Source organism: Neobacillus drentensis (genome assembly GCF_036962765.1).
Taxonomy (GTDB): Bacteria; Bacillota; Bacilli; order Bacillales; family Cytobacillaceae; genus Neobacillus; species Neobacillus drentensis_C.
In genome coordinates, this window is record NZ_JBALOS010000107.1 from 1 (window position 1) to 9,660 (window position 9,660).

Below are 9,660 nucleotides of genomic sequence, written 5' to 3' on the forward strand. Positions count from 1 at the left end.
ATGTGAATTTTTCACATGGTGCCTGACACCTTTTTTGATTATCCACCTTTTTAACTAACCCAAAAACGAGTCAAAAGTCGCGGTTTGAATTGGACAGGGTTTGAATATCATGTAAGTAATTCTGAAAATTTCCATATTTTGTTTAGATTAGGAGGTCAAGAATGATTGAATTTAAGCAGGTAAATAAGTTTTATGGAGATTTTCATGTCTTAAAAGATATTAATCTCACAATCTACCAAGGGGAAGTAGTCGTGGTAATCGGGCCTTCCGGATCAGGCAAAAGTACATTGCTCCGCTGTATCAATCAACTCGAAACCATTTCTGACGGGACACTTATCGTAAATGGACTATCTGTGGGGGATAAAAAAACGGATATCAATAAACTAAGGCGCAATATTGGCATGGTTTTTCAGCATTTTAATTTATATCCACATAAAACAGTGCTTAAAAATATCACGCTCGCACCTATGAAAGTTTTGGGACAATCCGAAAAGGAGGCGATTGATACAGCCAAATATTACCTTGAGAAGGTAGGGATATTAGAAAAATCCGAAGCTTTTCCTTCCCAACTTTCTGGAGGTCAGCAGCAGCGTGTAGCCATCGCCAGGGGCCTTGCAATGAACCCGAAAATTATGCTTTTCGATGAACCAACCTCAGCGCTTGATCCAGAAATGATAGGAGAGGTCCTGGATGTCATGAAAGCCCTCGCCAAAGAAGGCATGACGATGGTCGTCGTTACTCATGAAATGGGCTTTGCAAGGGAAGTGGCTGACCGAATTGTCTTTATGGATGAAGGGCGAATATTAGAAGAAGCTGTTCCGGCTGAATTTTATGAGCATCCTCGTGAAGAACGGGCGCGCTTATTTCTGAGCCGTATCTTAAATCATTAATTGGAGGGAAAAGAAATGTTCAAAACAAAAAATTTCGTGAAAATGGCATTTGTAACCACAATGGTTGCCTTCATTCTTGCCGGATGCGGTGGGGACAAGGACTCAAAAGGCAACAGCAAGGATGTACTTGCCCAAATTAAAGAAGACAAAAAAATTGTATTTGGCGTAAAACATGACACTCGTTTGTTTGGATTAAAAAATCCATCATCAGGTGAGGTTGAAGGGTTTGATATTGATATTTCCAAAGCATTGGCAGAAGAAATGTTTGGCAAGGATGTGAAGCCCGAATACGTAGAGGTTACTTCGAAAACAAGGGTAGGTCTCCTGAATAATGGTAAGGTGGATGCGGTCGTCGCAACGATGACCATTACCGATGAACGGAAGAAGGAAGTGGATTTTACCGATGTCTATTTTGAAGCTGGACAATCATTGCTGGTGAAAAAGGGAAGCAAGATTCAGAGTATTAAAGACTTGAAGAAAGGAACAAAGGTACTTGCAGTGAAAGGCTCGACCTCAACCATCAATATTCGAGAGAAAGCTCCTGAAACAACGGTTCTTGAATTCGAAAACTATGCGGAAGCCTTTACAGCCTTAAAAGCAGGTAAAGGGGATGCCCTGACTACAGATGATGCAATCCTTTATGGGATGGCAGAAGAAGATCCATCATTTGAACTGGTCGGAGGTACGTTTACAGAAGAGCCTTACGGGATTGCTGTTAAAAAAGGCAATAAATCACTGGTCGATGAGCTGAATAAAGCATTAAAAAGTCTGAAGGATTCAGGCAAGTACGACGAAATTAAGAATAAATGGATTAAAAAGTAATCATATATACACGGTTTCTCGTCAGGATGGGTAGTAGTCCGAATGCTAGGTTTCGCTCCTGCTCTTCCTTTTTTATGAGGAGGTGAACGTCTGCTGGATTTCTCGATACTTACCGATAATATGGATGCATTTTTGCAAGGGTTAAAAATAACGATTATTGCAAGTTTAATCGCTTTATTATCCAGTTTCATTTTGGGTACTCTGATTGCTGTCCTGCGAATGGCTCCCATTAAACCTCTCAACTGGCTAGGTACGGCCTATGTTGAATTTATTCGAAACATCCCAGTGCTGGTGATCATTTTTTTTACTTACTTGGCTGGTAACTTTGGCGGAATGACTGCAGGGACGATCGGACTGACCATTTATACGGCAGCTTTCATTGCCGAAGCCATTCGTGCTGGAATTATGTCTGTACCAAAAGGACAAATGGAAGCGGCCCGTTCAACAGGATTGAGTTACGGCAGGTCAATGAGAATGGTGGTCCTTCCTCAGGCAATCAAGATCGTCATCCCATCTCTTGGCAACCAATTTATCAATCTAGTTAAAAATTCATCCTTGTTAGCCGTTGTCGCAGGTGGAGATTTAATGTATCAGGGAGATTTAATCTCGGCAAAGACATACGTAACCTTTGATACCTATGTGTTAGTAGCCTTATTTTATTTAATTTTAACGATCCCGTTAAGTTTGGGCGTGGGATTTTTGGAAAAACGTATGGCTCGAAGTCAATAAGGAGGTGCAGAGATGGATCTTCTAGCACCGTTCATTGAAGTATACACTCTAGACAATTTAAAATTTTTGCTGGAGGGATTCGGGGTCACGCTAAAGGTCGCCGCCATTTCCATAGTGCTCAGCTTTGTTATAGGGGGGCTTATTGGCACGCTCAGGTATGCGCGGATATCCGTTGTTTCGCCCTTACTTGCCTTGGTTGTTGAGACAATTCGGAACCTTCCCTTACTGCTCCTCATTTTCTTTACCTATTTTGCCTTGCCAGAAATCGGAATTGAAATGGAGATAACGACAGCGGCAATTGCCGCATTGACCGTTTTTGAATCAGCTATGATATCAGAAATTATCAGAGGCGGTTTAAACTCCGTTGAAAAAGGTCAGCTGGAAGCAGGCCGGGCGTCTGGATTGACCTACATCCAGACATTACGCTATATCATCATGCCACAGGCGCTTAGAAGAATGGTTCCTCCGATCGTTAGTCAATTTATTTCTCTTCTCAAAGATACATCTTTAGCTGTTGTCATTGCATTACCGGATTTATTGCACAATGGCCAAATTATTTACGCGCAAAAGGGATCGTATGTGATACCTGTTTTTATCATGTTGGCATTCATGTACTTTATCGTTAATTATGCCTTATCACTAGTTGCCCGAAGGTTAGAATTAAAGCAAATGTAAGAAATCGGCTCAGTAATTGGGCCGGATTTTTTTTTGAACTAGCAACTGCAAGTTTAACCCAAAAAGTAAGAAATTTGTCACGCGATTTATATATCATAGAGTTGTAAAAAATTGTATAATTCTTCAAGTATAGATAATATTTTCTATTAATCTAATAAAAAAGGAGTGCAAGAATGAAGAAAAAAACACTTTTATCCTTACCAGTTTCTGCCTTTCTGTTAGCTTCAACCATTTTCACAGGAACAGGGCAAGTAGCCGCTCAAACAGGAACTAATAGTTTTGTATTGGGCGAAAAGCAGATTAACTCTAGTAATAACCTAAGAAAAAGCCAAATGAAAGAAGGAAAGACAGAGAATCACAAGGTTTCTTTTAATAAGAAGTCAGAAAGTAAATTAGAAACAGAGATCAAGGAAAAATTGAAAAATGAAGATTTACAAAGTAAAAGTAAATATCAATCAGGCGAAGTGATCATTAAATATAAGAAAAAAGTGACAACTGGGGAAATCAGTTCACTTCAGAAGAAATACTCTTTAAAGTCTACGAAGAAATTAAAATCTTTAAATGCAGAGGTTGTAAAAATCCCTTCTGGTCAAAGTACGAGTGATTACATAAATACACTAAAAAAAGATCCAACCATTGAATCCGTACAACCTAATTACAAATATTATGCAACTGACACCAACAATTCTCCTAACTATTATGATCAATTATGGGGCCTGAACAATTCCGGACAACCTATAAAAGAGATTAATGGATTAGCAGATATAGATGTAGATGCACCTGAAGGTTGGGACAAATTTAGTTCAAAACTTCCAGAAGTGGTTGTCGGTGTAATTGATACAGGTGTGGACATCAATCACCCTGATTTAAAAGGGAAAATTTGGACAAACACAAAAGAGATACCAGCCAATAATATAGACGATGACCACAACGGCTATATTGACGATGTCCATGGATGGGATTTTTATAATGATGATAACACTGTTTATGATTCTCTTGAAGGGGACGAGCACGGTACACACGTCTCCGGAACCATTGCTGCAGAATTAGAAGGAACAAATACAAGTGATAATAAAGGTGTCATCGGTGTTGCTCCAAACGTGAAAATTTTACCTATAAAATTTCTAGGTCCTGATGGGGGAACCACATCAGATGCGATTGAGGCAATTGCGTACGCGAAAACGATGGGCGTAAAAATAACAAATAACAGTTGGGGCGGAGGAGAATACGATCCATTACTCCAAGAAGCCATCGAGAATAGTGGTTGTTTATTTGTTGCCGCTGCAGGAAATGATGGCATGGATAATGATGAAGGCGGATTTTATCCAGCCGGCTTTGAAAGTGCTAATATATTGGCAGTTGCTGCAGTCGATAACAAGGGTAAACTAGCACCTTTCTCAAATTATGGTTACAATTCTGTTGATGTGGCTGCCCCTGGTGTTGACATTCTAAGTACAGTTCCTAAATTCCCATTGGATGAGCTGACAAAAGCATTGAATATTGACCAGCCAGGAGCATCCGCACAAATCGACGGGGACAATTATAAAGCGATCTTTGATGGCATTGGGTACGAAAAAATTTCCGAGGCACAAAGGCAAGAAGCTTTTGACAAAGCATTAAGTTATTTAGAATTGATGGATCCGTCCAAAAACATTCTTCTAGTCCAAGATGATGAAAGCGATCTTGCAGAATTATTTAAGGACGAGCCTGAACTTCGCGGCCTATTTAAAAACTATTTGCCTATTTATCAAAAACTATTGGCTAACCATCCTTCACTAAAAACGATTACCATTAATTCCGATTCATCCCTATCCAATTACCTGAACAGTAACGACTTAGCTTCCTACGATGCGGTCATTTGGTTTACAGGAAGCGGTCTTGGGTTTTTTTCTGAGGAAGGCACCACTTTAACCACAACAGATGCCGAAATGTTGAAAAATTATCTATCTAATGGTGGGGAATTGTTGTTAACTGGACAGAATGCCCTATCTGGTCAAGAGAAATCACCACTAGTTAAGGATTACTTGCATTTAACTGTTTTTGCTGATGTAGGACCAAGTTTGAATGTGGAAGGTTTATCTGGTGGAATCTATGAAAATACAAAATTTGATATTAATAGATATGAAACACCATACTACTTTGCTGATTTGGTTAAATCCAATGTTCCAAATGATCCGAGAACGATCATAAATTCTAAATATGTTTCTGATTATTCACAGGCATATGATTACTATAGCGGAACATCAATGGCAGCACCTCATACAACTGGCACCGCGGCTATTTTACTAGGATTACGTCCAAGCATGTCGCCGGAAATGCTAAAGTTATATACAAGCACAAAAGGAAAGAGCCAAAATTCACTAAAAGGACTTGTTAACAGCGGAAAACTTGTGAGTTCTTTGAATCTAGATAACTTTGACGATAATGAAACTCCAGGAATCCCGTTGGAAAGTAGCGTTTTAAACGACAACCTAAATGTGACTACAGATAAAAACGATGTTTTTGCATTGTCCTTAAAAGAAGGAGAAGCCCTTTCACTTTCTCTGAATAGCAAAGCAGGTAACGATTTTGATTTATACGTTTACAATGAATCAACAATGAGTATTAATAATACGAATGGAATGGTTGCCTTCTCTGAGAATGTAAATACATCCAATGAATCGATTAAGTTTACTGCTCCTAAAACAGGGATTTATTTTGTTAATGTCTACGCCTACAAAGGTGCAGGAGACTATAAGCTTTTCACTGGTAATTTTGGAGGATCGTATGAGGATGACTCAAACTCCATGACTTTCTTAGGGGAATGGATGCCTGTATTTGATCCACAGCATTCAGGGGAATCTGCCAAAGCCCTTAATTCAATTGGGGAAGTGAACTTTTCTTTTGTTGGGGACAGCTTTGATTGGCAAGGCTTTAAAGATCCTTCACAAGGTCTTGCTGATATTTTCATAGACGGTATAAAGATTGGATCTCCATCGCTTTATGCCAGTACTTTTAAAGCAAAACAAACGATCTTTAGAAAAGACTTTTCATCTTATGGCAGACATAATGTAAAAATTGTCTGGACAGGAAAAAATGATCCAGCTTCAAGAAAAAGTGCTTCAGGGATCAATTTAGATAAACTCATAGTAAGTAGTAATCCTGTATCATTAAAAGCTTCCTACGATAAGGTCAAGACAAATCCTGTGATTACCTGGAAATCTGTAGATTGGGCTGAATCCTACAGTATATATCGTAAAGAATCCTCGAAAGCAGACTATGTACAAATCGCAAAGTCTGTAACTGGAGCAAGTTATACCGATACCACTGCAATGCCAGGGAAATCTTATAACTATACGGCAGTAATTAATACAAAAGAGAAAATGGAGACACCTTTTTCATCTGCGATCACCTTCGTTTATGATGATGATATTAAAGGAAGTCTACCATTGGTGGGCACTGCTAAGGGAACCCTGAGTGCTGACACCAAAGATGTAAAAGGAGACGTTATTGACGTTTGGTCTAAACACTTGGAACAGGGCAAAACATATGAAATCACTTTAAATGGACCTTCAGTCGCCAATTTTGATCTATCGTTATTCAATACTGATTCAAAGACTATATATGATATGAAGAAGCCTGCTATTAAAAAATCGACAGGAACTGCTTCGTCTGAAAAGATCGTATTTAAACCAGGTAAATCTGGACTGTATTATATCGTTCCAACTGCTTTAAAAGGGTCAGGGCAATATAGTATATCTATTTCAGTTCAAACAGCAAGAATGGTTGAAAATACAGATTCTACTATTAAATATTCAGGAGTTTGGACGAAGCCGAAATATACCAGCGCTTCCGGAGGCACGGTAAATCAAACCAAAGGAATTTCCGGATCTCTTGAATATGCATTTAGCGGAACTGGAATCACCCTTTATGCGGTAAAAGATAAAGTTATGGGAAAAGCGGATATTTACATTGACGGAGTAAAAGTAAAGCAAATCGACCTTTACTCTTCTAGCCGCAAGTATAAAGTGAATGTTTTTGAGACGCAAACTCTTGCAAATAAAGCCCACAAAATAAAGATTGTAGCAACTGGCAAAAAGACTAGCGCCGCAACAAGCGCACATATTAATATTGATGCATTTAAAGTAACACTGTTTACATTACTTAAATAAAAAAACAAAATTCCTGATCGCCACTTAGTAGGCATCAGGATTTTTGTTTGTGAGTTGATATATCTAATATTAGGGCAATTAAACGACTTGTAACCTAATGAGCGAATTTTGGGTTTCAATGGGCGAATTTAAGAAGAAACAATCGTTTAGAAATGAACGAAAAGAAAAGAAGGTGAATTTCACCTTCTTAATGCTTTGCTAATTTACATATTAAGACCGCTGAATCGTAGAGGTGGAGAAGTTTTTAACCATCTTTTGCAGGTTTCGATGACCTTCTCTTAATTTTATTGTTTCTTCGATAATTTTTTGGAATCCTTCCAAATCTCTATCAGTTGCATTTAATAAGGACTTCGGTAGACCTTCGACGATTTGTTGTAGGGATAAATCCGTACTCAAGGGAAATAACCACCTTTCAACTTATTCGTTAGACATATTCTACTACTTCTTCTTTATTATTTTGTAACAAGATGATTTTTTCCTGCTATCACGTTATAAAACTTATCTACATTAATCTCCATATTTCATAAGGAATAGAAAATTTACTACTAAATCAGACAAATTAAGCACGTAAAATTAAAATTGTTTCTGCTGTTTGTAGAAAAATAATTTTACATTGTCTTTGTATAATGATCATAAAACACTTTAAAAAGTCTTTCGTCACCACCTCGATCGGGATGAAGGGCTTTAAGTAGTTTTTTAAACTCTTTCTTTATCAATGTTTTGTCAGCACCCGCTTCTAAACCAACCATTGAGTTAAAGGTAAGTGGGGGATGATCGGAGAGAGCATGTTCTGCCTTTAACATTTTTTTTAAGGCACTAACTTTTGTACGTTCTATCCGAATAATACTTTTTAACTCTTCGATTTCCTCGTTTAATTTCTGGTTCTCTTGAAACGTTTTTTCCCAAAGCTGAAATTCAATACCATATTGTTTAATATTGGATTCAATCTTCTTTTCAAACATGAATGCTGCTAGATCTTTTGGTTTTATCAAAAAGTCAATATTAAAATCTTTGGTCCTTTTCGCTTTTAGCTTCCCTTCGAGGATCCAGCGTATGACGGTTTGTTCACTATCTGTTATCCCTACATCCCTTAGCTGCTCAGTAACCTCTTTAACATTTAACATCTAATCATCTCATTCTTGATTACTAGTTTTTTCTTATTCCTATGTACAAATTACTTTTAAAATTTAAATTCAATGTATCATACATAAAAACGTTTCAGGTTTACAAAAATATTAAATTTGATTAAGAATTTTTTTCAAAATTAACTTTTTGATTAAATTTATGGAAAAAAGTAGAAAAGGGTACTTTTTGGATATAATACCGTTATTCTTGGTAACAAAAAATACAGAGCTTTTTCGTTTGTTAAAGTATATTAACAATTCCTTTAAGAGTCATTAAATACACCTTGAATCGACATATTTTTAAAAAATGTCTTATATAATTATCTTTATGGGAAGGAGGTGAAACCCTTCTTTCATCAAATCTCTTGATAAGGGGGGGTAAAATATGTCCGCTCTAAAGAGGATGTTCTAAGAAAGGATAATGTTCCTATAGTCATACCGCCATTCGAAAACCCATCTTCGATTCCTTACTTCTGTATATATACCTTCCTAAATTGCAACCATCCATGTGAACCAAATAAATACCAGTCATTAAATAGGAGGTTTTTTTTTGAAAAAATTACATCGAAAAGCTGTCCAGCAAAAAAGGCAGTTTCTAACAAATGAACTAATTAGATCTGGAATTTATAAAAAAAATAATAAACATCTGTATGAATGGACAATGAGTGAATTAGAAACAGAGTACCAATATATTGAAACGAATCGTTTGGAGTCGGGTAAAATACAATGAGGGAAATAGCAATTTTCAACTGAAATAATCTTATCATCATGAGGACCTTTTGTCTTTTAATAGTAATGAAGAAAGTGGAAATTATTATCATGATCAAAGGGGCAAATAAGGTTTCAAAAACAGCATCGAATACATAATATCTATTGTGTTGATTTCACTGCCATGTTATTATAAATTCATCTAATGTGAACAATTTGTGAAATTTACGATTTATTATAAAATATGAGTCTTTTTTAATACGAAACAGCGAACCTGTTAATCGGTTAAGAGGTTTTTGACTCATAATGAAACCTTGAGTAAAAACAAGTGAGATGAAATATGTGAATAAGTATGAAGCAGAATTTAGTAACATTGTTCGCGCGTATAGAAAACGTCATATGGGTAAAGGCCCTGGTCAAGTTCGAACAACTTTTTGTAAGAACTGGGCAATTTGTGAATTAGAAGGCAATTTATCTCCTATTGAAAAATTTATCGCTACAGCGGAAGATGGCAAACAAATGTTACGATCTGCTCGTACTGAAATGGTAAAGGAGATTTAT

9 protein-coding genes are annotated in these 9,660 nt (G+C 37.0%); 7 read left to right on the forward strand and 2 right to left on the reverse strand.

Annotation, left to right across the window (positions count from 1 at the left end; all coding sequences use genetic code 11):
* Nucleotides 1-161: 161 nt before the first annotated feature.
* The 5 genes from V7137_RS14510 to V7137_RS14530 all read left to right on the forward strand — a co-directional run bounded on the left by V7137_RS14510 (nucleotide 162) and on the right by V7137_RS14530 (nucleotide 7,267).
* Nucleotides 162-890 (forward strand): amino acid ABC transporter ATP-binding protein, encoded by a 729-nt coding sequence (locus V7137_RS14510; RefSeq protein WP_335698750.1) that lies wholly within the window; start codon nucleotides 162-164, stop codon nucleotides 888-890.
* Between the two features lie 15 nt (nucleotides 891-905).
* A complete protein-coding gene (locus V7137_RS14515) occupies nucleotides 906-1,712 on the forward strand; it encodes a transporter substrate-binding domain-containing protein (protein WP_420490131.1) in 807 nt (268 codons plus the stop codon).
* A gap of 90 nt (nucleotides 1,713-1,802) precedes the next feature.
* Nucleotides 1,803-2,441 carry an amino acid ABC transporter permease gene (locus V7137_RS14520; protein ID WP_335698758.1) on the forward strand — a complete coding sequence of 213 codons (639 nt, stop codon included), beginning with the start codon at nucleotides 1,803-1,805 and terminating at the stop codon, nucleotides 2,439-2,441.
* A 12-nt stretch (nucleotides 2,442-2,453) separates the two neighbouring features.
* Nucleotides 2,454-3,116 carry an amino acid ABC transporter permease gene (locus V7137_RS14525; protein WP_335698751.1) on the forward strand — a complete coding sequence of 221 codons (663 nt, stop codon included), beginning with the start codon at nucleotides 2,454-2,456 and terminating at the stop codon, nucleotides 3,114-3,116.
* 173 nt (nucleotides 3,117-3,289) lie between these two features.
* Nucleotides 3,290-7,267, forward strand: a complete 3,978-nt coding sequence (locus V7137_RS14530; RefSeq protein WP_335698752.1) for a S8 family serine peptidase — start codon at nucleotides 3,290-3,292, stop codon at nucleotides 7,265-7,267.
* A 210-nt stretch (nucleotides 7,268-7,477) separates the two neighbouring features.
* Here the strand turns inward: V7137_RS14530 and V7137_RS14535 are convergent, their stop codons facing one another.
* Entirely contained in the window at nucleotides 7,478-7,663 is a 186-nt protein-coding gene (locus V7137_RS14535; protein ID WP_218349945.1) for a hypothetical protein, read from the reverse strand.
* 212 nt (nucleotides 7,664-7,875) lie between these two features.
* On the reverse strand, nucleotides 7,876-8,391 hold the full coding sequence (locus V7137_RS14540) for a J domain-containing protein (RefSeq protein WP_218349944.1): 516 nt from the start codon (nucleotides 8,389-8,391) through the stop codon (nucleotides 7,876-7,878).
* 550 nt (nucleotides 8,392-8,941) lie between these two features.
* Here V7137_RS14540 and V7137_RS14545 point away from each other — a divergent pair.
* Nucleotides 8,942-9,121 carry a Fur-regulated basic protein FbpA gene (locus V7137_RS14545; protein WP_335698753.1) on the forward strand — a complete coding sequence of 60 codons (180 nt, stop codon included), beginning with the start codon at nucleotides 8,942-8,944 and terminating at the stop codon, nucleotides 9,119-9,121.
* A 320-nt stretch (nucleotides 9,122-9,441) separates the two neighbouring features.
* Nucleotides 9,442-9,660 (forward strand): DUF2294 domain-containing protein (locus V7137_RS14550; RefSeq protein WP_335698754.1); only part of this gene is annotated, 219 nt, incomplete at its 3' end.